This window comes from Stenotrophomonas sp. G106K1 (assembly GCF_037969685.1).
Taxonomy (GTDB): Bacteria; Pseudomonadota; Gammaproteobacteria; order Xanthomonadales; family Xanthomonadaceae; genus Stenotrophomonas; species Stenotrophomonas lactitubi.
Genome location: NZ_JBBPFR010000029.1, coordinates 1 through 24866, shown reverse-complemented (window position 1 = coordinate 24866; position 24866 = coordinate 1). Strand labels below are relative to the sequence as shown.

The following is a 24866-nucleotide window of genomic DNA, read 5'->3' as shown; positions in this document are numbered from 1 at the left end:
CCAGGGCCAGTCAATCCTGGTAGACGCGTGCCACGCGCTTGACACCACACGGCAGCTGGTAGGCACTGACACCGCAACGCGGCGCCAACTCTGAAAGGGTCGGCGCAGTGCCCCACAGCTCCACCACGCTGCCGACGCCGGCCTGCGCATGCGCGGTCAGGTCCACGGTCAGCATGTCCATCGACACCCGGCCGATCAGCCCACCGGGTTGGCCATCGATCAGCACCGGGGTACCGTTGGGCGCGAACTGCGGATAGCCATCGGCATAGCCCAGTGCGACCACGCCCACGCGTGTGCGTGCCTTGGCGACGAAACGCGCACCGTAGCCGACCGGCTCACCGGCCTCGATCCAGCGCTCGGCGATCACCTTGGACTGCATCGTCATCACCGGGCGCAGGCGCGCAGTGAGTTCGCTGTTGTCCGGCAGCGGGTTGGCCCCGTACAGCATCAGGCCCGGGCGCACCCAGTCACTGCGCACATCCGGCCAGCCCAGCAGCGCCGGCGAATTGCAGACGCTGGTCTCACCTTGCAGGCCTTCGATGGCCTCCACGAAGGTCGCGGCCTGCTCATGGGTGCGCTCGCTGTCCAGCTCATCGGCGCGCGCCAGGTGGGTCATCAGTACGATGCGCGCCACCTGCGGCAGTGCCGACACACGCGCGTGCGCGGCGCGGAAACCGGCCACGTCCAAGCCCAGCCGGTGCATGCCACTGTCCAGCTTCAGCCACACCGTCAGCGGGCGCGGGCTGTCGAACGCGGCCAGCGCTTCCAGCTGCCACGGCGAGCCTACCGAGAACCACAGGTCATGCTCTGCCACCAGCGCCATTTCGCCGGGCTCGAAGATGCCTTCCAGCAGCAGGATCGGGGCACGGATACCGGCCTGGCGCAGCTCCAGTGCCTCTTCGATGGTGGCGACGCCGAAGCCGTCGGCCTCGCCTTCCAGTGCCTGTGCGCAGCGCACCGCACCGTGACCATAGGCATCGGCCTTGATGATCGCCAACGCCTTGCCACCGCCCAGTTCACGGGCCAGGCGATAGTTGCTGCGCAGTGCGCCCAGATCGATCAGCGCGCGGGCAGGACGCATGTGCGGTTCTCATGTTGCGGGGCGTGGCGGTACTGGCCGTAGCGGAAGATATCCAGGCCTTCGGTGCTGATCTGCGGCTGGCGCGCGCTCATCAGGTCGGCCAGGTAGCGGCCCGAGCCGCAGGCCATGGTCCAGCCCAGCGTGCCGTGGCCGGTGTTGAGGAACAGGTTGCGGAACGGTGTGGCGCCGATCACCGGCGTGCCGTCCGGCGTGGCCGGGCGCAGGCCGGTCCAGAACTCGGCCTTGGCCAGGTCACCGCCCTTCGGGTACAGATCGCGCACCACCAGCTCCAGCGTCTCGCGGCGGCGCGGCGACAGCGACAGGTCGAAGCCGGCCACTTCGGCCATGCCGCCGACACGGATGCGGTTGTCGAAGCGGGTCACCGCAACCTTGTAGCTCTCATCGAGGATGGTCGAGGTCGGCGCCATCGCCGGATCGGTGATAGGCAGAGTCAGCGAGTAGCCCTTCAGCGGGTACACCGGCAGGCGCATGCCCAGCGGCGCAACCAGTGCCGGCGAATAGCTGCCCAGTGCGACCACGAAGCGGTCTGCGGTTTCCAGCTTGCCGCCGATACGTGCGCCGGTGATGCGGTCGCCGTCGAATTCCACACCGGTGATGTCCTGGTCGTAGCGGAACTCGACACCCGCTTCGGCCGCCATCTGCGCCAGGCGGCGGGTGAACAGCTGGCAATCGCCGGTCTGGTCGCGTGGCAGGCGCAGCGCGCCGACCAGCCCATCGACGTGGGCCAGCGCGGGCTCGGCCTTGATGATGCCGGCACGGTCCAGCACTTCGTATGGCACGCCGTACTGGGCCAGGATCTCGATGTCCTGCGCCGAGGCATCCAGCTGCTGCTGGGTGCGGAACAGTTGGGTGGTGCCCAGGTCGCGCCCTTCGAAATCGATGCCGATCTGCGCGCGCAGCTCGTTCAGGCAGTCGCGGCTGTACTCGGACATGCGCACCATGCGCGCCTTGTTGATCGCGTAGCGCTCGTGGGTGCAGTTGCGCAGCATCTGCCACAGCCAGCGGTACTGGGCCAGGTCCATGCCCGGCTTGATCGCCAGCGGGGCGTGCTTTTCAAACAGCCAGCCGATGGCCTTCTTCGGTACACCCGGCGCGGCCCACGGCGAGGTATAGCCGAAGGACAGCTGGCCGGCATTGGCGAAGCTGGTTTCCAGCGCGGGACCGGGCTGGCGGTCGACGACCGTGACTTCAAACCCGGCCTGTCGCAGGTACCAGGCACTGGTGGTGCCGATCACGCCGCTGCCGAGAACTAGGACTCGCATGGAAATTCTCCAACCCGATCATTCCCTGCGTTTGGGTGCGCAGGGGCCATAATCGGGGAAGTATATTCTTCCGTTCCTAGGTGATTTGCCTGATTTTAGGAATACAGGCAGGATATTTTCCTTTGATTCATTCCTCGAGGTTGATGGCCATGACCACCCGCGCCCGCGAACTGGACAAGATCGACCGCAAGATCCTGCGCATCCTGCAGAGCGAAGGCCGCATTTCCTTCACCGAGCTGGGCGAACGGGTCGGCCTGTCGACCACCCCGTGCACCGAGCGCGTGCGCCGGCTGGAGCGCGAAGCGGTGATCACCGGCTATCACGCCCACCTGGACCCGTCGGCGCTGAAAGCCAGCCTGCTGGTGTTCGTGGAGATCAGCCTGGCCTACAAATCCGGCGACATCTTCGAAGAGTTCCGGCGGGCGGCACTGAAGCTGCCCAACGTGCTGGAATGCCATCTGGTGTCGGGCGATTTCGATTACCTGTTAAAGGCGCGGATCAGCGAGATGGCCTCGTATCGCAAGCTGCTTGGCAGCACCCTGCTGACCCTGCCGCATGTGCGTGAATCGAAGAGCTACATCGTGATGGAAGAGGTCAAGGAGACCTGGTCGCTGCCGATTCCCGATTGAGTCGACGGGCGGCGGCGGGACCAGACCCCGTGGGACGGGCTCTGGCCCCTGGCTGCATCAGCGCTGCTGCGGGTTCTTCATGGAACCCTGTTGCGGATTCTTCTTCTGCTGCTCGTTCGGCTGCTGTTGCTGTTGCTGTTGCTGCTGGCGCTGCGGGTCCTGCGGTGTTTTGCCCTGCTGTTCCTTGCCGGGATGACGGTTCTGCTGGTTGGCCATGATCGTATTCCAAGGGGACGAGGGAAAGCGCGACGGCGGGGATGCCGGCGCAGGTCCACCGTGGTCCTGGTGCGGTTAATCGCAGGCGAAAAACGGGTGATGCGGGGCGTGCAGGGCGGGGGCTGTTTTCCGGCGTTCATGTGGGTGGCGGGTTTCCTGCCAACGGCTGAGCCCCTCGTGGCTGGGGCCTGGTGCGGCGCTGCGGGTGGGGCGGGGGGGGGGGGGGGGGGGGGGGGGGCCTGTGCAGGGGACGCTGCAAGTACGTCCCTGTAAGCTCGGTCGCCGCTTGCTCGTGTGCGCTGTCCTGCGCACACGGCAAGACCGGGGTTGGGCGTCCTGCCCAACCCGCCCGAGGCATGCCTCGGGCCCATGCGGCTCACGCCCCTGCACAGCCCACCCGCCCGGCCTTGGACAGGTTCATGCGGGCGCCAGCCACGGAAAAGAAAAAGAAAAAAGAGCGACAGCGGGTCGCTGCGCTCTCTTTGGGTTACGCGATCGGCTGCGGGCGCTGGGGTCAGCGCTTGATCTGCTGGCCGTCGCCGGTGGGTACGCTGTCGTAGTAGCGGCCGGTGCGCGAGTCAAACACGCGGTTGGGGCCGACCGGTTTGACGCCGGGAACGATGCGGCCGTTGCGGTCGTAGACCTTGTCCGGCAACGTCGGTGCGGGCGTGGGGGCGACCTGGGCCGGGCCGGTCGAGCGGATCGGCTGGGCCGGCTGCGGCGAGGGCAGCACCTGCGGCTGCGGGCGCGATGCCTGCGGTGGCGGGGCGACAGGCGGCGGTGCCAGCGTCGAGCCGCTGCGGGTGGCGGTGGGATTGCCGGTGGGAACCTGCGCCTGGGCGAGCAGAGGCAGCAGGGCCGACAACAGCAGGACAAGGCGGGGTTTCATGGCGCGCTCCAGGGTGGTCCACATTTACCCTGCGCCTGCCCCTGTGTGCCGGCCATGAACGGCCATCACACTTGCAAGCGCGCGCTGACACCCCCACGTCTGCGGCATCCCAGGCCACAACCCCACGGAGAGCCAGCATGAGCGCTTTCGATCTGACGCCCCCCACCGCCACGCAGACCGAAGCCCTGGTCGCCGGGCTCAGCGCCGAGGAGCGCCGCGTGCTGCTGCAGCACGGCACCGAGGCGCCCTTCTGCGGGGTATTCCTCGACAACAAGCGTGAGGGCGTCTACTGCTGCCGGCTGTGCGCGCTGCCGCTGTTCCGCTCCAGCACCAAGTTCGATTCGGGCACCGGCTGGCCCAGTTTCTTCGCTCCGTTCGACCCGGCACATGTGCGCGAGATCCGCGACAGCAGCCACGGCATGGTGCGCACCGAGATCACCTGCGCCCGCTGCGGCAGCCACCTGGGCCATGTGTTCCCGGACGGTCCGCCGCCCACCTACGAGCGTCACTGCCTGAACTCGGTCTCACTTTCATTCACCGGCAACGGCGAGCCGTGGCCCGATCCGCTGCAGCGTGGCGGCGCGGAAGCCGGTGTGGCGGGCTGAGACCCACCGAAATGGCCCGCTGACCGACTTCACAGAATTCCCTCTTCAGAAACACCGGTGTCAGGCCGACAAGGAGATATCCCCCCTCCTTGCGTCGCGCCATGCTCATCATCGTTGGATTCCTGGTCGTCATCATCAGCGTGCTGGGCGGCTACCTCGGCGCACACGGCCGCCTCGGGGCGCTGTGGCAGCCTTACGAACTGGTCATCATCGGCGGTGCCGCGCTGGGTGCGTTCCTGGTCGGCACCCCGGCCAAGACGGTCAAGCAGACGCTGCAGGCCATGGTCGGCGTGTTCAAGGGCCCGCGCTACAAGCAGCAGGACTACATCGATGTCCTCAGCCTGGTGTACGAACTGCTCAACAAGGCCCGCCGCGAAGGCTTCATGGCGCTGGAAGACCACGTCGAGCGCCCGGCCGAAAGCGCGCTGTTCGGCAACTACCCGAAGGTGCAGGCCGATCACCACCTGATCGACTTCATCACCGACTGCCTGCGCCTGATGATCGGCAGCAACATCGAGCCGCACGAGCTGGAGCCGCTGCTGGAGCTGGAGCTGGAGAAGCACCACGCCGAAGCCATGGCGCCGTCGCAGGTGCTGACCAAGGTCGCCGACGGCCTGCCTGGTTTCGGCATCGTGGCGGCGGTGCTGGGCATCGTCATCACCATGGGCTCGATCGGCGGCGACATTGTCGAAGTGGGTGGCCATGTGGCCGGCGCGCTGGTCGGCACTTTCCTCGGCATCCTGCTGGGCTATGGCTTCGTCGGCCCGATGGCCTCGGCAATGGAAGCCCGTGCCGAGCAGGACAGCCGCATCTACGAGTCGGTGAAGACCGCCCTGCTGGCCTGCCTGCGCGGCTACAACCCGAAGATCGCGCTGGAGTTCGCCCGCAAGACGCTGCCGTCGAACGTGCGCCCGGCGTTCTCCGACTTCGAGCAGCACCTGAAGACGGTCAAGTAAGCCATGGCCGAGACCAAGCCCACCGTCATCGTCCGCCGGGTCAAGAAGGCCGGCCACGCCGCCCACCACGGCGGTTCGTGGAAGGTGGCCTATGCCGACTTCGTGACCGCGATGATGGCCTTCTTCCTGGTGCTGTGGCTGATGGCCAGCACCAGCAAGCCCGAGCGCGCGGCCATTTCCGAGTACTTCCGCAACCCCAGCCCGCTGGTCGGCTCCAGCGCGACGCCGGCGCCGGGCATGGCCGGGCCGGGCGGTGCCAGCACCTCGATGATCAAGCTGGGTGGCGCCACCGACGTCTCGCGTGGCAACAGCAACGATCCCTTCCAGAACCAGCAGGAGTCGATACCGCAGCCGGTGGACGAACAGCAGCGCGACAAGCAGCAGCTGGAAGCGCTGATGAAGGAGCTGCAGGAGGCGATCAGCCGCAGCCAGGCGCTGGAACCGTTCAAGGACCAGCTGCTGCTGGACCTGACCCCGGAAGGCCTGCGCATCCAGATCGTGGACAAGCAGAACCGGCCGATGTTCGACCTCGGCAGCGCCACCCTGAAGCCGTACACGCAGCAGATCCTGCACGAGCTAGCCGAGTACCTGAACCACGTGCCGAACCGGATCAGCCTGACCGGCCACACCGACATCACCGCCTATTCGGCCGCACGCGGCTACGGCAACTGGGAACTGAGCGCCGACCGCGCCAATGCCGCGCGCCGCGCGCTGGTCGATGGCGGCATGGACGACAGCAAGATCACCCGCGTGGTCGGCCTGTCTTCATCGGTGCTGTTCGACAGGACCGACCCGCAGAACCCGATCAACCGCCGCATCAGCATCGTGGTGATGACCAAGGCTGCCGAAGAAGCAGCGCTGGCCGGCGCCGGGCCGCAGGTGGGCCTGTCGGCGACCACCGTGGACCCGGACGTGCAGGCCGCGCAAGGGCCAGGAAAGTAATCTGTGGGTGCGGGCCCTGGTCCGCACAGCGCTGAATCGGAGTCAGATCCCTTTCCCATGGAAAGGGATCTGACCCCACCTACGCGCGGCCGCTACAATGGCGGTCTTTCCGACTCCAGGTGATCACACCCCCATGTCCAAGTTGTCCAAGGCCAAGCGCGACAAGCGCAAAAAGCAGCAGACCAAGCGCCCGTTCCTCCGTCTGAACGCCCAGCAGCAGGTGCAGAACCATGCCGTGCTGGTCAACGAGGACGGCCAGGCCGTGGCCGCCATCGGCCTGCAGGGCCGCGAGTGGCTGCTGGCCATCGGCGGCCAGACCATGGGCAATGCCGAAAACCCGGTGCCGATGCTGGCCATGCTCAAACACCTGTCCAACGTGCAGGAAGCCGAAGGCCGCAAGGTCACCCTGGAATATTCCGAGCTGATGCAGAAGCTGCTCGATACCCTGGCCGAAGAAGCAGGCCAGACCGCCGAGGAATACCTGGACAAGCTGGTGGCCGAGTTCGCCAGCGAGCAGGCTGAAGACGCAGCCGCCGAAGGCGAAGCTGCCGATGAAGCGGCTGCGCACACTGCCGGCGCCGAAGGCGCTGCCGACGCCGAGGCCACTCCGGCCGCCGACGCCGACGGCAAGCCGCAGGCCTGATCCGGCGGCGGCGGTGTCGGTCTACGTCGATGACGCGGTGCATCCCTGGCGCGGTCAGCGCTGGGCGCACCTGATGGCCGATACCCTGGCCGAGCTGCACGCGATGGCGGCGCAGCTCGGCATTCCCCCACGCGCCTTCCAGAACAAGGCCAGCGGGGCCCATTACGATGTCACCGCCGAACTGCGTGCGCAGGCGCTCGCGCTGGGCGCGGTGGCCATTTCCCGGCACGTGGATCGCGTGCAGGTGAAAGCGGTGATCGCCAACGCCAGGGCGCAGTACCGGCCGTAGGCGCTACCGGTGAATCTCAGAACGGGTCGCTGCCCAGCCGCACTTCCACGTTCAGCAGCGAGCACAGCGCCAGCAGGGCGTCGTCATCGCGGGTCAGCGCCATCCAGCCACTGAAGCCCTCGTTGCCGGCGTCCACGCTCCACAGCGTGTAGTTGTGCTCGCGCAGGCGGTCGAAGGCGGTGCTCATCAGCTGCACGCCGTCCAGATCTGCGGCGAAGTCCTCATCGTCCAGGTCGCCCCCCCAGTCCAGCTGCAGGTTGAAGCGCGCCGACAGCTCGTTCACCGCCGACTGCAGCGAATCGAAGTCGTCACGCTCGACTTCGAAGCCCGACTGCCAGGCGATGGCGGTGAACAGCGCCGGCAGCCAATCGCTGTCGGCTTCCAGCGGCTGGCCGTCCTCGGACAGATGCTCGCGCCAGCGGTTGAACTGCTGCAGGGCCAGCTCTTCGTCGCCCGGATTGATCAGCACGAGCAGGTTCCAGACCCGCGCCTCGAAATCGTCCTCGTCGAAATCGTGGGCGTCTTCCTCGAAGTCGAAATAGTCGCTGTTGTCAGGCATGGCGGAACGTCCTCGGGAACAGGTGGGCATTCTACGGTTTATCCTGTACCGCTGAAGCCGGCCGTGGTGGCCGTCACTGTGAATGAAGCGATGAGCGATACCCCTCCCGACCACCTGGCGATCAACCCGGCCAGCCCCTTCCATGACGCGCAGGCCCTGGAGCGCGGCGTCGGCGTGCGCTTCAACGATGTCGAGCGCGACAACGTCGAGGAATACTCGGTCAGCGAAGGCTGGATCCGCGTGCAGGCCGGCAAGGCCCGCGACCGTCGCGGCAACCCGATGACCATCAAGGTCAAGGGCAAGGTCGAGGCGTATTTCCTGGAACAGAAGCCGGAAGCCTGACGGCTGCCTTGTAGAGCCGAGCCCACGCTCGGCTGCTTTCTGCTCAGGTGTCATGAAACCTGGACGGAAAGCTCAGCCGAGCGTGGGCTCGGCTCTACACAACAGGCCTATCACTCGCGCTTGCGCGATTCCAGCAGGTCCAGGTTGCGGATCAGCCGCCGTGCGATTTCATCGGACACCACCCCGCGACGGGTCAGCCGGAACAGTTCCTCGCGTTCGGCGTTGAGGCCGGCGCTGCGCAGCTGGCGGTAGCCGACCTCCATCCGGTTCACTTTCTCCGGGTCCACGTCGGGGTTGTCGCGGTCCAGATGCCGCTGATACAGCATGCTCACCCGCGATGCGGCGTCGTTGTACAGCTGCACGTTCTCGGTGTTCTGGTTCAGCACCAGCTGCTGGCGCATGCGCTCCACGCCCGCCAACGCCGCCTTCGAGGACAGCTTGCGGGCCAGATCCTCTTCCTTGCGCTCACCCGAATCGGCCGGCAGCTGCAGGCCCTTCAACAGCTGCGGCAGCGCCACGCTGGCACCGACCAGCGAGCACAGGATCACTGCGGCGGCCAGGAAGATCACCAGGTCGCGTGCGGGGAACGGGCTGCCATCGGGCAGGAACAACGGCAGGGTCAACACGCCAGCCAAGGTGATCGCACCACGCACGCCCGCCACCGAGGTGGCCACCACGATGCGCCAGTTCGGTGCCTCGCCATGCTCCAGGCCGCGGCGTCGCGCGCGCAGCAGGTTCCAGCGCAGCGACAGCCACACCCACAGCAGGCGCAGCGCGATCAGCGTCGCGTTGATCACCAGCACGTACACCAGCAGCCACCACGCGCTCTGGTGGCCGCTCTCGTTCATGGTGGTGGTGGCGCGTTCGACGATGCCCGGCAACTGCTCGCCCAGCAGCACGAACATGATGCCGTTGAAGCTGAACTGCAGCATGTTCCAGACGCCGGCACGCTGCACGCGCATGCTGCCGGACACGCGGCCGGTCATTTCCACGTAGCTCATGGAGATGCCCGCGGCCACCGCAGCGAGAATGCCCGAAGCGTTGATTTCTTCTGCCAGCAGGTACGCCGCGAACGGGATCAACAGGTTGACCAGCATCGCCGCGCCCGGCTCTTCGCCGAAGCGGCGCCACAGCCAGCGCTGGAACGTGGACACGCCCAGGGTGACCGCCACGCCGACGGCCAGGCCGGCCACCGCCACCCACAAAAAGGTCAGCGACGCCGTTGCCAACGAGAAGGTGCCGGTCATCACCGCCGCCACCGCGAAGCGGAAGCAGACCAGGCCGGAGGCATCGTTGAGCAGCGACTCGCCTTCCAGGATGTGCATCAGGCGCTTGGGGATCGGCGCCTTCGAAGCGATCGCACCGACTGCCACCGGGTCGGTCGGTGACACGATCGCGGCCAGCGCGAAGCACACCGCCAGCGGCATCACCGGAATCATCCAGTGGATCAGCAGGCCCGCGCCGATCACGGTGAACACCACCAGCCCGAACGCCAGTTCGAGGATCGCGCCCTTGTCGCGGAACAGGCCCTGCTTGGGAATGCGCCAGCCATCGAGGAACAGCAGCGGCGGCAGGAACAGCAGGAAGAACACTTCCGGCTCCAGCGCGTGGCCGCGGTTGAACACCCCGGCGATCACCGCACCGAGGCCGATCTGCACCAACGGCAGCGGCAACGAGAATGGCAGGACGCGAACCAGGTAACCGCTGGCGACAACGGCCACCAGCATCGCCAGGACGACTTCGATGGTGTGCATGCTTCTTCCACAAGAGCGGCGCGTGGGGCCGGAAAAACCGGAGTGCGCCGGGGGACGGGAAAAAACTTAACACAGCAGGCCGCCACTGCGGCCAGCCATCTGAATGCGCGTCAGGACCGCGACAGCAAGCGCGGGCCGGTCGAGGGCGGTGTGCTGGCCACGTCGTCATGCAACACTGCCAACCGGGCCTGCACGTGTCCTTGTGCAGGGCGTTCCAGCCCGGCCAGCAGCAGCCGGCTCATGCCGCGTCCCGGGCGCGGCCGTCACCATCGAAGCGGTAGAGGTCCATCGCCAGGAAGCCGGCATCGATACCCGCATCGATGCGCTGCGCACCGAAACCGCCCTCCCCCGCCGCGCCCATCGCGAAGTACAGCGGCAGCAGATGCTCATCGGTGGGATGCGCACGCTCGGCAAACGGCGCCTGTCGGCGGTAGTCGAACAGGGCTTCGCGATCATTGGCGGCCAGCCGCTGCTCCACCCACTCGATGAAAGGACGCACGTAGGGCGCTTCCTTACCGTCCTGGTAGTGACCCCAGTCGTGCAGGTTGTGGGTGATGCTGCCCGAGCCGATCAGCAGCACGCCCTGTTCGCGCAGCGGCGCCAGTGCACGGCCAAGCGCGAACTGATGCTGCGGGCCCAGCATCGGCTGGATCGACAGCGGCACTACCGGAATGTCGGCCTGCGGGTGCAGCAGGCGCAGCGGAACCCACGCGCCGTGGTCGAGGCCGCGTTGCGGATCGAGTACCACCGGCAGGCCGGCGGCGGCGATGCGGTCCGCCACGTCTTCGGCCAACGCCGGATCACCGGGCGCCGGGTACTGCAGCTCGAACAATTCGCGTGGGAAGCCACCGAAATCGTGGAGGGTGGGCGGCTGCGGATGGCTGCCGACCAGCGGCTGCCGGGCCAGCCAATGCGCCGAAGCGATGACGATCGCACGCGGTGCCGGCAGGTCGCGGGCCAACTCGGCCAGGCGCACGCCGACCTCGCCCGGATGCAGGGCGGTCATCGGCGAGCCGTGGGAGATGTACAGCGAAGGCAGGCGGGACATGATCTTCTCCAATGACAGGAACAGGCGGCGGGCCGGGTGACGATCAGCGCGAACGCAGGGTCCAGCGGCCATCGCCAAGCAGGCACAGCACGACCAGGGCCAGCGCCCAGAACGCCGGGTATTCCCAACCACCGCCCGCGTTGGCGAAGCTGAAACCGTTGGCGCCATGCACCGTGACGATGGTGCCCAGCAGCAACGGCACACCAAGCAGGCCGATCCAGCGCGCGTAGATGCCGAGCAGCAGCGCTGCGGAAATCGTCAGTTCAACGGCAATGGTGAGGTAGCCCAGCACGCCGGGCAGGCCCAGCGACTCGAAGAAGGCAGCGGTACCGGCCGGGGTGAACACCAGCAGCTTGGTCAGCGCATGCACCAGGAACAACACGCCCAGGGTCAGGCGCAGCAGGGTTGCGGCATACGGGGCGAGCGGGGACAGGGGGGCGGCGGTAGCGTTCATGGGGGCACCTCGGGGGGATAGGGCACAGGTTATTGCGCTCTTCCTAACTGATAAATACGATGAATCGACCGTATTTATTTCAAAAGACGCAACAATGGACACCCTGGATGCCATGCGCGTGTTCGTCGCGGTGGTCGAACGCAACGGCTTCAGCGCCGCCGCACAGGCGCTGGACATGTCCACGGCCGGGGTCACCCGCCAGGTCGCCGCGCTGGAAAAACGCCTGTCCACCCGACTGCTCCACCGCACCACCCGCCGGGTCAGCCCGACCAGTGCCGGCGCCGCCTACTACGCCCAGTGCGTGCGCCTGCTGGCCGAGTTCGATGCGCTCGAGGCCAGCATCGGCGCACAGGCGCTGGAGCCGTCCGGCACGTTGCGCATCAATGCGCCGGTCAGCTGGGGGATCGCCCGCCTCGGCCCCTTGCTGGCCGGCTACCGCGAGCGCTTCCCGCAGGTCGAACTGGACCTGGCGCTGTCCGACCGCCTGGTGGACATGGTCGAAGAAGGCTACGACGTGGCCATCCGCATCACCCGCGAGCCCAGCCCGACCCTGATCGCGCGGCGCCTGGGCCAATCACGGATCAGCCTGTGTGCCGCACCGGCCTACCTGGCTGCGAACGGCACGCCGCAGGCACCCGAGGATCTGCAGACGCATACCTGCCTCGGCTACAGCTACTGGGCAGCCGGCGACCACTGGCCACTGCAGGGGCCCGGCGGCGAAGTGAAGGTGGCAGTGACCACCCTGCTGCGCGCCAACAATGGCGACGTCCTGCGCGAAGCGGCGATTGCCGGCATGGGCGTGATCCTGCAGCCGGACTTCCTGCTGGAGGAAGCGCTTGCCGATGGCCGCCTGGTGCGGATCCTGCCGGAATGGGAGGCCGCGCCGATCGGCATCTTCGCCGTCTACACCAGCCGCAGCCATCTCGCGCCAAAGGTGCGCAGCTTCATCGATTACCTGGTGGAAACCGGGGTGTGAGGGCGCTACCAGAGGCGTGCCCATGACACCGTAGCGCCGGGCCATGCCCGGCGAGCACGACGCGCGGCCTAGGCAACAACCTCATCCAGCTGCGCGATGATCTTCTCCAGCGGTGCCGGCCGCCCCAGCAGGTAACCCTGCACCTGGTCGCAGCCATGTGCAGCCAGCCAGTCCAGCTGCCCCGGCGTCTCCACGCCCTCTGCGATGATCGTCAGCCCCATGCTGTGGCCCAGCGACAGCAGCGCCCGGCAGATCGACGCGTTGCGCGGATTGGTCTCCACGTCGGCGACGAAGCTGCGATCTATCTTGAGGATGTCCAGCGGCAGGTGCTGCAGATAGGACATGCTCGAGTAGCCGGTACCGAAATCGTCCAGCGACACGCTGATGCCCTGCTCGTGCAGGCGCTGCATGGTCTGCATCGCCTGTGCCGGCTTGCGCATCAGGCTGCTCTCGGTCAGCTCCACGTGCAATGCACCACGGGCCAGGCCGAAATCCTGCTGCGCGCGGGCGAACTCGGCCACCAGATCGCTGTTGAAGAACTGCACCGCCGACACGTTGACCGCGATCGACAGCTCGCCCCATCCCGCTTCCACCAGGCGCCGCTGCGCCTGTGCCGCCGCGCGGATCACCCAGCGTCCCAACGCCAGGATCAGGCCGGTGTCCTCGCACAACTGGATGAACTCGCTGGGCGGGATGAAACTGCCATCGGCCTGCGGCCAGCGCAGCAGGGCCTCCAGTGACGCCGGGCTGCCATCGCTGGCGTGCCGGATCGGCTGGAAGTACAGCTGGAATTCGTTGTCGATGGCCGCGTGGATGCGCCCGGCCAGGCGCAGGCGGTCGGCCAGGCGGGTGGTCACCGCCGCATCGAACCAGGCCACCACGTTGCCTTCGGCGCGGGCCGCGTGCGCCGCCTGCGCGGCCATGCCGATCGCCTGTTCCGCACTGTGCCCTGCATCGGCGTCATGTACCGCCACACCAATGCGGGGTTCAAACTGGTGCAGCGAATCCTGGCCGCGCATCGGTGCCGAGACGATCTGCAGCAGATCGTCCAGCACGCGCTGGGTGTTGTGTTCCGGCGCGATCGCCAGCACGAAGTCCTCCGCCGGCTGGAACGCCAGCAGGCCAAAGCGCGCGCCCAGCCCGCCCAGGCGCGAGGCCATCGACTGCAGAACCGCATCGCCGATCTCGCGGCCCAGCGTATCGGCCACCAGCTGCAGGCCGCGCAGCTGTACATAGGCGATGGTGTAGGCGCCGGACTGCTCGTCCAGCTGTTCGCTCAGCGCGCGCACGTTGAGCAGGCCCGTGGCCGGGTTGTGGCGCGCGTGATAGGCCAGGTCGCGCTCGTAGGCCAGGCGCTCGCTGACATCCTCGGCCAGCACCAGGCATGCGGGCTGGCCATCGAAATCCAGCTGCGACAGGTGCACGCGCACTTCGAACACCGTGCCATCCTTGCGCTGGTGCAGGCGCACTGCAGCGTCCTGCAGTTCACCACTGCGCACCTGCGCGATCGCGCCCTTGACCTCGTCCCAGCCCTCGCGCGGGCGGATGTCGAGGATGCTCATCGCCAGGAATTCATCGCGGCTGTAGCCGTACTGCTGCACGGCTGCCTCGTTGACCTCGATGAAGCGCAATGTGTCCGGATCGAACACCCAGAACGGCGCAGGGTTGCGATCGAACAGCAGGCGGAAGCGGCGCTCGACCTGGCGCATCTGCTCGCGCGCCTGGTAGCGCTCGCTGAGGTCGGTCAGTGCGCCGATCATGCGCCGCTGCCGGTCGGCCACCGCCACCCGCTGGCCACGCGCGGCTACCCAGCGCACTGCACCGCCGGGCAGCACCAGACGGAATTCTTCGTCGAGTACCGCGGTGCCGGCGAAGGCCTGGTCGAAGGCCTGCTGCATGCGCGCGCTGTCATCGTGGTGCACGCGGGCGAAGAATTCGGCCACCGGCAGCGCATCGGTCTGCACACCGAAGATCTCACGCGCCAGCGGTGACCAGCGCAGCAGTGCAGCGTCTTCGTCGACGTACCAGGTACATACGCGGCCCACTTGATGGGCCAGGCGCAGCTCGGCGTGGCCGGTCCGCAGCTCTTCGGCCATCGACTGCTGCCGGTAAGTGCTGCGGCGCACCGCATACAGCAGCACCACCAGCAATCCGACGTAGGCCAGCACGATGGCGATTGCCGCATGCAGGTACGGCCACCATGGCTTCAACACATCCTCGTCGGCCAGGCCGACCTGCACCGCCAGCGGGCTGCGTTCGAGGGTACTGATGGTGGAGATGCGCGGTATCTGGTCCACCGCGCCGGGAATGCTGCCCAGTTCAACCACGGCCTGCCGGCCCAGAAGCTTGCGTGCCGGCAGCGCGTAACGGCGGCCGACGGTGCCATGCGGATCGGGGACACGGGCCAGCATGTAGCCATCGGCGTCGCTGATCGAGGCCAGGCCATTCGGTCCCACATCCAGACCGCCCACGATCCGCTGCAGTTCGCCGCAGCGCAGCCGCGCCAGCAGCCAGCGATCACCCTCCATCGGCAGCGCCAGCGGCACCACCCAGCCACCGTCGTTGGCACGCTGCGGCGGTCCGATGTACAGCGCGCTTCCCTGCCCGCGTCGCTGCGGATCGGTCCATAGCGGCAGTTGCAGGTCGCCCTTGCCGGCCGTCAGGGCGCGGCCGTAGGTATCGAGCACGACAATGCTGTGCAGTTCGGCGTGCCGGCCCAGCACACCGGCGATGGCGGCGTCCAGCAGCGCGGGTGCCTGCGCAGGCACCGTGCGGAACAGCTCGGCCGCATCGGCGGCGATGCCCTCCATCGCCCGCTCCAGGTTGCGCAGCTCCAATGCCAGCAGGCGCTCGCTGCCTATCGCCAGCGCCCGGCTCTGCCGCTGCGCGGCTTCCAGCCGGCGCTGGTAATCGTTGGCCAGCATTGCGGCCAGGCCGAGCGCCAGCAGCACGCCCAGCACCACGCCGCCCCAGGTAATGGCACGCAACGGCCGGGCCAGCGCGTGTCTCAGCGCCGGCATCGGTCGGTCTTCCCTGGGCAGTCGGCTGGCTTCATGCGCGAACGATTCCTCCACATCCCCGACCTCAACGGCCGGCGGACGCCATTCTTGACGCCTCGACCCGTCCTGCATGCGCCCTCCCCCGGGTGCTGCAGACATCCAGCCCGCAGCATGCACCACGCCGATGTCCGCGTGAAGGTCGCCGCTGCGTGTTCAGCCAGATCACGCACAGTGCTGGCCCTGACAGGCACGTCCAGCCGGCCCGCAGCGGATTAGACTTGGAGTTTTCCGCCGCAAGAGAAGTCCATGTCCAAGCTGCGCCGCCCCACCCTGGCACTGGCCATCGTTGCCAGCCTGTCCCTGGCCGCCTGCGACCGCCCGGCCGATCCGGCCGCCGGCACCGCCGCACCGGCCGAGGCGCACGCCGCTGCCGCCAAGCCGATGCTGGGCAGCTTTGGTTTCGATGCCAGTGGCATGGACCGCAGCATCGCCGCGGGTGACGACTTCTTCGGCTTCGCCAACGGCAGCTGGGTGAAGAACACCGAGATCCCGGCGGACCGCTCGCGCTTCGGCAGCTTCAACGTGATCGCCGAGAAGACCCAGGCCGATACCCGCGCGATCCTGGAAGGTGCCGCCGGCAACGCCCAGGCCAGCGGCGAAGACAAGCTGATCGGCGACTACTACGCCGCCTACATGGACGAGGCCGGCATCGAGCAACGCGGCCTGGCGCCGGTGCAGCCGCAGCTGAAGAACATCGATGCGATCGCCGACAAGGCCGGCCTGGCCCGCGCCCTTGGCGGCGACGTGCGCGCCGATGTCGACCTGCTCAATGCCACCAACTTCTACACCGACCGCCTGTTCGGCCTGTGGGTGTCGGTGGACCTGCTGCAGCCGGACCGTACCGCGCCGTACCTGGTGCAGGGCGGCCTGGGCATGCCGGACCGCGATTTCTACCTGGGCGGTGGCCGCATGGCCGAGCTGCGCAAGCAGTACCAGGCCTACATCGCGCAGGTGCTGCAGCTGGCCGGCGTGGCCGACCCGGCCGGCAAGGCGCAGCGCATCCTCGCCCTGGAAACCAAGATCGCCCAAGCGCATGCCACGCAGGAAGAAACCAATGACGTGACCAAGGGCGCCAACCCCTGGACCCAGGCCGACTTCAACGCCAAGGCCCCGGGCATGGACTGGGCCGCGTTCCTGGACGCTGCCAAGCTTGGCCAGCAGCAGGACTTCATCGTGTGGCAGCCCAAGGCCGTAGCCGGCCTGTCCAAGCTGGTGGCCACCGAGCCGCTGGATGCCTGGAAGGACTACATGACCTTCCACGCGCTGGACCGCGCCGCCGCCTACCTGCCGAAGAAGTTCGCCGATGCGCGCTTCGCCTTCCACGGCACCGCTCTGAGTGGTACGCCGCAGCAGAGCGACCGCTGGAAGCGTGCGGTGGATGACGCCAACCATGCGGTCGGCGAGGCCATCGGCAAGCGCTACGTCGAAAAGCACTTCGATGCGAAGACCAAGGAACGTGCCGACGAGATGGCGAAGAACATCATCGCCGCCTTCGCCAAGCGCATCGATGCACTGGCCTGGATGTCACCGCAGACCAAGGCCAGCGCCAAGGCCAAGGTGGCCGGCCTGACCGTGGGAATGGGGTATCCGGACAAGTGGCGCGACTACACCGGCCTGGAGATCCGCCGTGATGATCCGCTGGGCAATGCACAGCGCGCAGAGCTGTTCGAGTACCAGCGCAACATCGCCAAGCTGGGCAAGCCGGTCGACCACAGCGAGTGGGCGATGCTGCCGCAGACCATCAATGCGATGAACGTGCCGCTGGAAAACCGCCTGGTGTTCCCGGCGGCGATCCTGCAGCCGCCCTTCTTTGATGGTGCCGCCGACGACGCGGTGAACTACGGTGCGATCGGCGCGGTGATCGGCCACGAGATCAGCCACGGCTTCGACAACGCGGGTGCGCTGTTCGATGAGACCGGCAAGCTGCACAACTGGTGGACGGACGAGGATCTGAAGCAGTTCAACGCTGCCGGTGACGCGCTGGCCGCGCAGTTCAGCAGCTACGAGCCGTTCCCCGGCGTGCATGTGAACGGCAAGCTGACCCTGGGCGAGAACATCGCCGACGTCGCCGGCCTGGGCACCGCCTACGACGCCTACCAGCTGTCGCTGCAGGGCAAGCCGGGCCAGACCTTGGAAGGTTTCACCCCGGACCAGCGTTTCTTCCTCGGCTTCGCCCAGGCTTGGCGCAGCAAGAGCCGCGAGCAGGCGCTGCGCAACTCGCTGCTGACCGATGTGCATGCACCGGGCCAGTTCCGTGCGCTGACGGTGCGCAACATCGACGCCTGGTACCCGGCGTTCGACGTGAAGGAAGGCCAGAAGCTCTACCTGGCCCCGGACAAGCGGGTCAAGGTGTGGTGATGTAACGCGAACGGGCGCCGAAAGGCGCCCGTTTCGCTTTCATGGGTAGACGCATGGCTGGAATCCAGCCCCCTCCGCTCTGGTGGGTGCCAACCTTGGTTGGCACTTTCCGCCATCCGCGCATGGCGTGGATCTACCGTGTGCCTATCCACGCATGGCGTGGATCTACTGTGTGCTTATCCACGCATGGCGTGGATCTACTGTGTGCCTATCCACGCATGGCGTGGATCTACTGTGTGCCTATCCACGCATGGCGTGGATCTACTGTGTGCCTATCCACGCATGGCGTGGATCTACTGTGTGCCTATCCGCGCATGGCGTGGATCTACCGTGTGCCTATCCACGCATGGCGTGGATCTACCGTTGCATTCACCCGGGTCGCGGGCATGCAGTAGATCCACGCCATGCGTGGATGCGGCGCCGCGCGGCGGCGCGCCGACCAAGGTCGGCGTCTACCGGGGCAATGCTGGCCACTCGCGCAACACGGCCACCGGCACACCCACCCGTGCGCAGGCGCGGGTCGCCAGGCCATCGGGCAGCGCGCGGCGGAACAACGGCGCCATGCCCTGCATCAGCTTGGCCGAGGCTGCGGCCTGCGCTCGCTGGCGCGTGCTGCGCTCGAGCATGCCCTCGGCCCAGTCCGGCAGCAGCGCGGCACCAGCACCCAGGAAGATCTCGCGCGACAGGCCGGGCACCGGCACCGGCAGGCGCACGCCGGACAGCACCTGCAGGACTTCGCGCGAGCGCTCGTCCACCACCAGCTCCGGCTGCCGTGCACAGAAATACGCATCCACTTCCGCTGCACTGCGTGGCACGTCCACTGCACCCAGCGCTTCGGCCACGCAGCGGTACTCGTCGTAATAGCGGTCGGCGATCGCGGCAGGCACCTCGCGTCCGTAGCGGCGATAGCCCTGCAGGAAGCCGTAGGCCTCGGTGACGTGCACCCACGTCAGCAGGTGCGGATCATCGGCGGCATACGGCTCACCCTGCGCGGTATGCCCGCGGATCTGCGCGTGGATGCGCCGCACCTTGGCCACCAGCGCTTCCACCTCGCGCGCCGGCGCATAACTGGTACCGGCCACGAAGGCAGTGGTGCGGCGCAGGCGGCCGACCAGGTCCTGGCGGAAATTGGAATGATCGTAGACACCGGCCAGTGCCCGCGGATGCAGGGTCTGCAGCATCAGGGCACACAGGCCGCCGGCCAGCATCGAGGGCAGTTCGGCGTGCATCCGCCAGGTCACGCTGTGCGGCCCGAACCAGCCCGGATCGCCCAGCGGGTGGTCGTAGTCGATGCCGCTCTGGCCACGCGGAAACGCATCCAGTACCCAGCGTCGGATCGGGGCGGTGACGGGGCGGGAAAGACGGTGCAGCAACGGCGGCATCACGGGTCCAGATCGGCGGAGGGGCGGACCGCGTCCTGCGCGGTACACCCCGATTCTGGGCGATCACGACAGGCACGGCGAGCCCGGCCGGTAAGCGTCGGTTTCATGTGCGCGCGCAGCACATTTCACCCTGCGACATCTTGTCGCAGGCCATGCGGGCAATGTTGCGCCACACCAATATTCACCTGTTCAGGCTCAACCCTTGTGCCGCGTGGCCTTGAGGCCATTGCACCGCTCGCTGGAAGTGCTAGAACTGAACCCGCCACACCGTCCACTGCAGATCGCCGCACGTTCCACAAGGAGCCAGCCATGATTGCTTTGTTCAAGGGTTTGGGATTACTGCTTCGCGACAACGAGCTCTACAGCAGCCCGTTCGAAAAACAGGTCGCGCACTGGCGCAGCCTCAGCGAACAGCAGATCCGCGATGAAGTGGCGGTGCTGGCCCAGGCCAAGTGCCAATGGCTGATCACTTCGATCGTCGGATGGCAGGCGGCTTCGCTGCTGATCCTCGGCCTGATTACCAATTACCTGTGGCGCGACGATTACCACATCACCTTCACCCGTGTGGTCGTGGTGTTCGGCTCGTGGATCTCGATCCTGTTCGTGATCTGGTTCATGGCCAACATGTTCGACCGCACCGCCGGCTTCGAGCGCTGGATGAAGGCCTTCAACAGCCGCGCCCGCATCACCTCCAAGGCTGACAGCGTCGAGCACGTGGCCGAAGCGCTGGACCTGGCTGAACACTATCCGGAAGTGCTGGACTACAAGCAGGCGGTCACCGCCAAGCGCGAGCTGCGCCACGAGGACATCCGCATCATGACCGAGATCGGGCGCATGAAGCAGCACTCCGAACTGGTGGGTCGCCTGAATCATGTCGGTGAAACCGAACACCATCACGACATGACGCTGCAGCCGGCTTACTGAGCCGAACGCAATCCGGGGGGAGCCACAATGCCACCGTGCTCAGTCACGGTGGCATTGTTCTTTCTGCACGTCGCTGACGCACTGGCGGAAGTCCTTCGGCAGGTTACTGACCTGCTCGGTCTTGCCTACGGCCACCGCGAAATGGCGCAGCGGCGGCGTCGCACAGGCGGTGTCGGTGCTGCAGCCCGGGGCCAGCACCAGGTAATGGCATTGCCCACTGCTGCTGGCGATGCATTCAAAACGCGCCACGCCATCGACCACCGTGCTCTTGCTGTACAGCGTGTCCACGCCATTGGCGTTGGTGCGGGTGATCGAGGTGTTGCTGGAGTTTTCGCAGCCGGCGATGGCCAGCACGGCGGCAGCTGCAAGCAGGATACGGCGCATGTTCGTTCCTCGGTGAATGGCAAAAGCCACGGCTACATGCCGCGGAACAGGCTCATGAACGGCTGGCTGACCACCAGCGTTTCCGCACGCTGGCGCAGGCGCAGCACACCGCGGCCGGTGTCATCGCGGCTGACCGCTGCGACGGCCTTCATGTTGACAATGGTGGAGCGGTGCACCTGGCGGAAGTGCTGCGGATCGAGCACTTCCAGCAGCTCGCGCAGCGGTGTACGCAGCAGGCTTTCGCCGGCAGCGGTGACCACCGTGGTGTACTTGTTGTCAGCGCGGAAATAGACCACATCGTCGAGCATGATCAGCTGCGTATCGCGACCGTTGCTGGCGGTGATCCAGGCCAGCGGTGGCCGATCGTTGGCGACCGGGCCTGCACCCAGGCGCTGCAGCAGGCGCTCCAGCACCGCATCGTCCTGGCGCGTGGATGGCAGCCGCGAAAGAATGCGGTCGCGCGTGGCCAGCAGCCGCTCGTCGCTGACTGGCTTGAGCAGGTAATCCATCGCGCCCTGCTCGAAGGCATCGATGGCGTACTGGTCGTAGGCGGTAACGAACACCACCTGGGTTCGCGGGCTCAGTTCGGCCAATGACCGCGCCACTTCGATGCCGCTGATGCCGGGCATGCGGATGTCGAGGAAGGCGATGTCCGGCTGCTTCTCGGCCAGCTGTTCCAGCGCACTGGCACCGTCTTCGCATTCGGCCACCAGCTTCAGTTCCGGCCACAGCCGCCCGAGTTGCTCGACCAGCGAGTGCCGCAGCAGCTCCTCGTCTTCGGCGATCAACGCTTCAAGCGGCATGGCGGGGTTCCTTGGCCGACTGCGGCAGGGTCATGGTGGCGGCTACACCACTCGGGAAATTGGCCACGATCGCCACCCCGGCCTGCTCGCCGCAGGTCAGGCGCAGGCGCTCGCGCAGGTTCTTCAGGCCGATGCCGGTACCGCTGGTGCCCTGGCCGAAGCCGAGCCCATCGTCGGCGACGGTCACGGTGACGTGGTCATCGAAACCGCGCGCGAGGATCCAGATCGTGCCGCCACCGGGCTTGGGCTCCAGGCCATGCTTGATCGCGTTCTCGACCAGGGTCTGCAGCGCCATCGCCGGCAGCTTCACCTCGTGCAGCTCGGTGGGCACCTGCACTTCCACCGCCAGCCGGGCGCCCATGCGGATGCGCAGGATCTCCAGGTAGGCGCGGGTACGTTCCAGCTCCACGCCCAGCGTGGACATCGATTCATCCACCTGCGGCAGCGAACTGCGCAGGTACTGGATCAGGTGGCCCAGCATCTGCTCGGCGCGCGCGGGGTCGGTGCGGGTCAGCACCTGTGCGTTGGCCAGCGAGTTGTACAGGAAGTGCGGCTCGACCTGCGCGTGCAGCAGGTTCAAGCGCGCGACCGACAGTTCCTTTTCCACCTGGGTCTGTTCGGCGGCGGCCTGCTCGTCGCGGCGCTGGTCGGCCACACGGCGGCTGATCGCACGGGTCACCGCTTCGGCGTTCTCATAGTTGCTGCCTTCATCCAGTGCCAGCAGATCGGCCCACCAACCAGCATCCGGCTCGAACAGCAGGGTGACGGTGCTGGTGCCCTGCCCCGGCGTAGCCGTGGCCAGCACGCTGTTGCGCTTGATCGCCAGCCGCGCAGGCAGGTTCCAGCGCGATGGTTGCCGACCGTTCCACAGGTCGACGCGCCGCACATAGGCACGCACCTGCAGGCTGCCGGCAGAACTCTCCACCTCTTCCACCCGTGGCAGTTCGCCGACGGCTGCTTCGACCACCGCAAAGGCCTGGCCGGCATCCATCGGCAGTTCGATCTGCCGGCGCTGGCGGCCGGACAGCGTGGCGCCATCGAGGCGACCGGCCACCAGCCAGACCCGGCGCACGTGGGTGATCGCGCTGCCCAGCGCGGAGATCATCAGGAACATCACCAGCAGCCCGAACACCCAGCCCGGGCCGTCGTTCATGCCGCTGAAGATGCCACTCCAGACCATGCCGGCAACGAACAGCGCCGCGGCCCAGGCCAGCAGGTGACGGATGATGAGGGAGAAGCTGGCGATCACGGCGGCGCCTTGGTGGAAGGGGTGAGCCGAGCATAGAGCGGCCCTTCGGGCAAACAAGCGGTGTGCGACGAAGGGCCGGAAAGGGTGGATGGAAGCCCTTACGGAAACGCCGGGCATGGCCCGGCGCTACCAGGTGTGGCGGAGCGGCGCCCCGCCTTCCCTTATTTGCGCAGGTCGGCGCTGGCGTCACGCACGGCGCGGAACGCCTCGTCCTTGCTCCAGTTCGGCCAGGCACGCGAATTGGCCAACTGGTTGCCCAGGGTGTACAGCACTTCCAGGTCGCGGGCGGCGCCGGCGAACACCCAGTCCGGCTGCCACTCGTCGCCCTGCTGGTGGTAACGCTTGGCGGTGTAGTCCTCGGACGCCTTCTTGCCCGCCGCGACGCCACCGTCCACCCAGTCCTGCCCGGCCGACCAGGACAGCGCTGGCACGCCACGCTTGGCGAACGGGAAGTGGTCGGAACGGAAGAACAGGCCGGCCTCCGGCTTCGGGTCCGGCGTGTAGCGGATGTCCCAGCCCTTGGCCACGTCCTTCAACTGGTCCAGCAGTTCGAAGCGCGCCGCGCCGTAGATGCCGAAATCGCGCGACGGACCGAACGGCGCCATGCCGTCCATGTTGATCATCGCCACGGTCTTTTCCAGCGGGTACAGCGGGTGCGTTGCGTAGTACTCCGAACCCAGCAGGCCCTTCTCCTCGGCCGTCACTGCCAAGAACACCACCGAACGCTGCGGACGCGGCGCCTTGGCGAAACCGCGCGCCAGTTCGATCAGCGAGGCGGTGCCGCTGGCGTTGTCCAGCGCGCCGTTGAAGATGCGGTCGCCGCGTGCATCCGGTTCGCCCACGCCGATGTGATCCCAGTGCGCGCTGTAGAGGATGGTCTCGTCCGCATGCGTGCTGCCTTCCAGGCGCGCGGCCACATTGTGCGAGGTGATCACTTCGGTCTTCACCGCGTACTTCGCATCCAGACTGGCACCGGTCAGCGTTACCGGAGTGAAGTCGCGCTGCTGCGCCTTCTTCTTCAAGGCTTCGAAATCCTGCCCGGCCGCGCGGAACAGTTCCACGGCCAGATCGCGCTGGATCCAGCCTTCCAGCAGCGGGTGGCTGTCGGCCGGGTTGTCGCGCACCACGTCGAACATGGTGTTGGTGTTGGAACCGGCCACCGTGGCCCAGCCGTACGAAGCCGGTGCGGTCTCATGCACGATCAGCACGCCGAGTGCGCCCTGGCGTGCGCCTTCTTCGTACTTGTACGGCCAACGGCCATACCAGGTCATGCCCTTGCCGTCGAAATCGCCCTTGCCGGTCTCGAAGTCCGGGTCGTTGATCAGCACGACGGCGATCTTGCCCTTCAGGTCCACGCCCTTGAAGTCGTCCCAGTTGCGCTCCGGCGCCTTTACGCCATAGCCGAGGAACACCAGCGGTGCCTTGCTGATATCCACGTTGGTGGCGCCGTTCATGGCTGCACGCACGGCAATCTGCTTGCCCTGCTCCAGCGTGATGGTCTTGCTGCCCTGCTGCAGCGACAGCTGCGGGCTGCCGACGATGTCGCCCTTGCGCAGCGGCACGGCCTGGGTCCACAGGCGTTTGCCGTCCTTCAGGTCTCCGCCGGGCTGCAGGCCGGCATCGGCGAACTGCTTGCTGAGGAAGGCGATGGTCTTTTCTTCGCCGGCGGTGGCCGGTGAGCGGCCTTCGTAGGCGTCGGAGGCCAGTTCCTTGACGTCGGCAGAGATCCGCGCGCCATCGAATTTCGGGGTGGCCGCCATCAGTGCGCTCGACACCGACAGGGCCAGCACGCCCAGTACTACTCGCTTCATTGCTCTCTCCAGCAGGGAAATCGTTCTGGAGTGTAAGGGGTTCGCCCGGGCGGCGCCCGGGACCCGCCGAAACAACGGCGACAGCCGAAGCAACGGCAACAGCCGAAGCAACAGCAGAAGCTGGTTTCCTGAGGGTAGGCGGGGTGGGGCAGCGTGCGGGGGCCGCTGCAAGTACGTCCATGTAAGCTCGGTCGCCGCATCCATGCGGCTCACGCCCCCGCACGCTGCCC

Annotated in this window: 25 protein-coding genes; 10 read left to right on the top strand and 15 right to left on the bottom strand. The window is 67.0% G+C overall.

What is annotated here, in order from left to right:
• Window positions 1–10: 10 nt before the first annotated feature.
• The gene (gene alr / locus WKB25_RS19090; RefSeq protein WP_340572403.1) at window positions 11–1081 is read right to left on the bottom strand and encodes an alanine racemase; all 1071 of its coding nucleotides are present in this window, start codon (window positions 1079–1081) and stop codon (window positions 11–13) included.
• Complete coding sequence (locus tag WKB25_RS19085) at window positions 1060–2364, bottom strand: D-amino acid dehydrogenase (protein WP_340572401.1); 1305 nt, start codon at window positions 2362–2364, stop codon at window positions 1060–1062. Before WKB25_RS19085 ends, alr begins: the two co-directional genes overlap by 22 nt.
• Before the next feature lie 149 nt (window positions 2365–2513).
• On the opposite strand from WKB25_RS19085, the gene WKB25_RS19080 reads away from it, so the two are divergent.
• Complete coding sequence (locus WKB25_RS19080) at window positions 2514–2993, top strand: Lrp/AsnC ligand binding domain-containing protein (RefSeq protein WP_340572399.1); 480 nt, start codon at window positions 2514–2516, stop codon at window positions 2991–2993.
• 57 nt (window positions 2994–3050) lie between these two features.
• Here WKB25_RS19080 and WKB25_RS19075 read toward each other — a convergent pair whose 3' ends face one another.
• Both WKB25_RS19075 and WKB25_RS19070 read right to left on the bottom strand, forming a co-directional pair.
• Window positions 3051–3209: a lana protein gene (locus WKB25_RS19075; RefSeq protein WP_340572397.1), complete on the bottom strand. Its 159-nt coding sequence runs from the start codon at window positions 3207–3209 to the stop codon at window positions 3051–3053.
• 514 nt (window positions 3210–3723) lie between these two features.
• Window positions 3724–4098 carry a classical arabinogalactan protein 4 gene (locus WKB25_RS19070; RefSeq protein WP_340572395.1) on the bottom strand — a complete coding sequence of 125 codons (375 nt, stop codon included), beginning with the start codon at window positions 4096–4098 and terminating at the stop codon, window positions 3724–3726.
• 137 nt (window positions 4099–4235) lie between these two features.
• Between WKB25_RS19070 and msrB the strand changes: the two genes are divergently transcribed.
• The 5 genes from msrB (at window position 4236) to WKB25_RS19045 (ending at window position 7533) form a co-directional block, all read left to right on the top strand.
• A complete protein-coding gene (msrB, locus tag WKB25_RS19065; RefSeq protein WP_089238439.1) occupies window positions 4236–4703 on the top strand; it encodes a peptide-methionine (R)-S-oxide reductase MsrB in 468 nt (155 codons plus the stop codon).
• A gap of 101 nt (window positions 4704–4804) precedes the next feature.
• A complete protein-coding gene (gene motA, locus WKB25_RS19060; RefSeq protein WP_012509934.1) occupies window positions 4805–5659 on the top strand; it encodes a flagellar motor stator protein MotA in 855 nt (284 codons plus the stop codon).
• 3 nt (window positions 5660–5662) lie between these two features.
• Entirely contained in the window at window positions 5663–6601 is a 939-nt protein-coding gene (gene motB, locus WKB25_RS19055) for a flagellar motor protein MotB (protein ID WP_340572392.1), read from the top strand.
• A gap of 133 nt (window positions 6602–6734) precedes the next feature.
• On the top strand, window positions 6735–7244 hold the full coding sequence (locus WKB25_RS19050) for a hypothetical protein (protein WP_340572390.1): 510 nt from the start codon (window positions 6735–6737) through the stop codon (window positions 7242–7244).
• 13 nt (window positions 7245–7257) lie between these two features.
• Entirely contained in the window at window positions 7258–7533 is a 276-nt protein-coding gene (locus WKB25_RS19045) for a DUF4031 domain-containing protein (protein WP_089238431.1), read from the top strand.
• 16 nt (window positions 7534–7549) lie between these two features.
• Here WKB25_RS19045 and WKB25_RS19040 read toward each other — a convergent pair whose 3' ends face one another.
• Window positions 7550–8092 carry a hypothetical protein gene (locus tag WKB25_RS19040; RefSeq protein WP_089238429.1) on the bottom strand — a complete coding sequence of 181 codons (543 nt, stop codon included), beginning with the start codon at window positions 8090–8092 and terminating at the stop codon, window positions 7550–7552.
• 90 nt (window positions 8093–8182) lie between these two features.
• On the opposite strand from WKB25_RS19040, the gene WKB25_RS19035 reads away from it, so the two are divergent.
• Entirely contained in the window at window positions 8183–8434 is a 252-nt protein-coding gene (locus WKB25_RS19035; RefSeq protein WP_049466119.1) for a DUF3297 family protein, read from the top strand.
• 110 nt (window positions 8435–8544) lie between these two features.
• Here WKB25_RS19035 and WKB25_RS19030 read toward each other — a convergent pair whose 3' ends face one another.
• The 4 genes from WKB25_RS19030 to WKB25_RS19015 all read right to left on the bottom strand — a co-directional run bounded on the left by WKB25_RS19030 (window position 8545) and on the right by WKB25_RS19015 (window position 11690).
• Window positions 8545–10188, bottom strand: coding sequence for a Na+/H+ antiporter (locus tag WKB25_RS19030; protein ID WP_100554629.1), 1644 nt, complete (start codon window positions 10186–10188; stop codon window positions 8545–8547).
• A 110-nt stretch (window positions 10189–10298) separates the two neighbouring features.
• A complete protein-coding gene (locus WKB25_RS19025) occupies window positions 10299–10430 on the bottom strand; it encodes a hypothetical protein (RefSeq protein WP_340572383.1) in 132 nt (43 codons plus the stop codon).
• Complete coding sequence (locus tag WKB25_RS19020) at window positions 10427–11236, bottom strand: class III extradiol ring-cleavage dioxygenase (RefSeq protein ID WP_340572380.1); 810 nt, start codon at window positions 11234–11236, stop codon at window positions 10427–10429. Before WKB25_RS19020 ends, WKB25_RS19025 begins: the two co-directional genes overlap by 4 nt.
• A gap of 43 nt (window positions 11237–11279) precedes the next feature.
• Complete coding sequence (locus WKB25_RS19015) at window positions 11280–11690, bottom strand: DoxX family protein (RefSeq protein ID WP_340572377.1); 411 nt, start codon at window positions 11688–11690, stop codon at window positions 11280–11282.
• Between the two features lie 94 nt (window positions 11691–11784).
• Between WKB25_RS19015 and WKB25_RS19010 the strand changes: the two genes are divergently transcribed.
• Entirely contained in the window at window positions 11785–12666 is an 882-nt protein-coding gene (locus tag WKB25_RS19010; protein ID WP_340572375.1) for a LysR family transcriptional regulator, read from the top strand.
• 68 nt (window positions 12667–12734) lie between these two features.
• On the opposite strand, the gene WKB25_RS19005 is transcribed toward WKB25_RS19010, so the two are convergent.
• Window positions 12735–15797 (bottom strand): EAL domain-containing protein, encoded by a 3063-nt coding sequence (locus tag WKB25_RS19005; protein ID WP_340572373.1) that lies wholly within the window; start codon window positions 15795–15797, stop codon window positions 12735–12737.
• A 174-nt stretch (window positions 15798–15971) separates the two neighbouring features.
• Here WKB25_RS19005 and WKB25_RS19000 point away from each other — a divergent pair, with 174 nt between their 5' ends.
• Complete coding sequence (locus WKB25_RS19000) at window positions 15972–18083, top strand: M13 family metallopeptidase (protein WP_340572371.1); 2112 nt, start codon at window positions 15972–15974, stop codon at window positions 18081–18083.
• A 452-nt stretch (window positions 18084–18535) separates the two neighbouring features.
• On the opposite strand, the gene WKB25_RS18995 is transcribed toward WKB25_RS19000, so the two are convergent.
• Window positions 18536–19465 carry an oxygenase MpaB family protein gene (locus WKB25_RS18995; protein ID WP_340572369.1) on the bottom strand — a complete coding sequence of 310 codons (930 nt, stop codon included), beginning with the start codon at window positions 19463–19465 and terminating at the stop codon, window positions 18536–18538.
• Between the two features lie 309 nt (window positions 19466–19774).
• Between WKB25_RS18995 and WKB25_RS18990 the strand changes: the two genes are divergently transcribed.
• On the top strand, window positions 19775–20389 hold the full coding sequence (locus tag WKB25_RS18990; protein ID WP_025878393.1) for a hypothetical protein: 615 nt from the start codon (window positions 19775–19777) through the stop codon (window positions 20387–20389).
• Between the two features lie 39 nt (window positions 20390–20428).
• On the opposite strand, the gene WKB25_RS18985 is transcribed toward WKB25_RS18990, so the two are convergent.
• The 4 genes from WKB25_RS18985 to WKB25_RS18970 all read right to left on the bottom strand — a co-directional run bounded on the left by WKB25_RS18985 (window position 20429) and on the right by WKB25_RS18970 (window position 24636).
• Window positions 20429–20773 (bottom strand): hypothetical protein, encoded by a 345-nt coding sequence (locus WKB25_RS18985; RefSeq protein WP_100554618.1) that lies wholly within the window; start codon window positions 20771–20773, stop codon window positions 20429–20431.
• A gap of 32 nt (window positions 20774–20805) precedes the next feature.
• On the bottom strand, window positions 20806–21576 hold the full coding sequence (locus tag WKB25_RS18980; RefSeq protein WP_100554617.1) for a LytTR family DNA-binding domain-containing protein: 771 nt from the start codon (window positions 21574–21576) through the stop codon (window positions 20806–20808).
• A complete protein-coding gene (locus tag WKB25_RS18975) occupies window positions 21566–22825 on the bottom strand; it encodes a histidine kinase (RefSeq protein ID WP_340572364.1) in 1260 nt (419 codons plus the stop codon). The genes WKB25_RS18980 and WKB25_RS18975 overlap by 11 nt, the downstream gene beginning before the upstream one ends.
• A 161-nt stretch (window positions 22826–22986) precedes the next feature.
• Window positions 22987–24636 carry a M28 family metallopeptidase gene (locus tag WKB25_RS18970; RefSeq protein WP_340572361.1) on the bottom strand — a complete coding sequence of 550 codons (1650 nt, stop codon included), beginning with the start codon at window positions 24634–24636 and terminating at the stop codon, window positions 22987–22989.
• Between the last annotated feature and the right edge of the window lie 230 nt (window positions 24637–24866).